This window comes from Nocardia sp. NPDC004415 (genome assembly GCF_053602435.1).
Genome location: NZ_JBSGDP010000129.1, coordinates 1 through 1,278, shown reverse-complemented (window position 1 = coordinate 1,278; position 1,278 = coordinate 1). Strand labels below are relative to the sequence as shown.

Below are 1,278 nucleotides of genomic sequence, written 5' to 3'. Positions count from 1 at the left end.
TGAGGTGCCTGAAGATCTTCGGACAGTGACCCAAAGTATGATTTGGGTAATTGAACGGAGTTGTTGTGGCACAGAAGAAGTCGCGTCAGTTCAGCCCGGAGTTCCGGGAAACAGCCGCGCGGGAAGTGGTCGAGAAATCTCGCCCGTTCGCCGATGTCGCACGTGACTGCGGGGTGACCGATCAGACCATCCGGAACTGGGTGAAGAATTTCCGGAGCACACATGCCAGCGATTCGGAGTTGTCGATCTCCGAGCGCGCGAGGTTGAAGGAACTGGAGCGGCGGGTCCGAGAGCTGGAGGAGGAGAACCGGTTCCTGGGAAAATCGGTGGCCTTCTTCGCGAAGAAGCACCGGTGACAGTGAAATACGCGTTCATCGCCTCCGAAGAAGGCAATCATTCCGTCGTATCGATGTGCCGGTGGGCGAAGGTCTCACGGTCGGGATATTACGCCTGGCGCAGCCGCAAACCCTCGGCCACCGCGCAGCGCCGCGAAATCCTGGCCAGCGAAATCCGGTACTGCTTCGAGCACTCCGACGGCACGTACGGCTACCGGCGTATCCATGCCCAGCTGGCCCGCTGGGGTACAGCCGTTGATCCGGACACCGTCCGAATGATCATGCGTGAACTGGGCCTCGTGGCGTGTCAGCCGCGCCCGTTCCGGCCGGTCACCACCCTCGCCGGTGATGCTGCCGAGCTACCCGACCTGGTGTGTCGCGACTTCACCGCGGACGCGCCGGCGCGCAAACTTGTCGGCGACATCACCTATATCCGAACCTGGGAAGGGTGGCTGTATCTGGCCACGGTGTTGGACTGCTATTCGAAGAAGGTAGTCGGATACGCGATGGCCGATCATATGCGTACCGAGCTGGTCGCCGACGCCCTTCGAATGGCTGCCAGGAATCTGGCTTTCGCTCCTGGTGTCACGATCTTCCACAGCGATCGTGGCACTCAATATTTGTCAGCCGAATTCGCTGCGGTGACAGCGGAACTCGGTGTTCTGCGATCGGTAGGACGCACGGGAAAATGCTACGACAACGCTTGGGCGGAATCCTTCAACGGGACTTTGAAGAACGAGCGGGTGAACCGTACCCAGTACCCGACCCGGAAATGTGCGCGCAGGGACGTCATCGGCTATATCGAGTTGCGCTACAACCAGATTCGGTTGCACTCCGGGATTGACTACCGAACACCCAACGAAGTAGAGTCCGGCTGGTTCGAGCGGAATAGGGCAGCCTGAGAAGTCAAAGTCTCACTGTCCGAGAATCTTCCGGCCCCTCA

1 protein-coding gene is annotated in these 1,278 nt (G+C 59.8%); it reads left to right on the top strand.

Going from position 1 to position 1,278, the window contains the following annotated elements; genetic code table 11:
* Positions 1 to 65 precede the first annotated feature (65 nt).
* Positions 66 to 1,237, top strand: a protein-coding gene (locus ACWEMY_RS29260; RefSeq protein ID WP_452392611.1) for an IS3 family transposase whose coding sequence is annotated in 2 segments (ribosomal slippage) — positions 66 to 318 and positions 318 to 1,237 — 1,173 coding nt in all. Because the reading frame shifts where the segments join, the coding sequence is not laid out codon by codon here.
* The last annotated feature ends 41 nt before the right edge of the window (positions 1,238 to 1,278 follow it).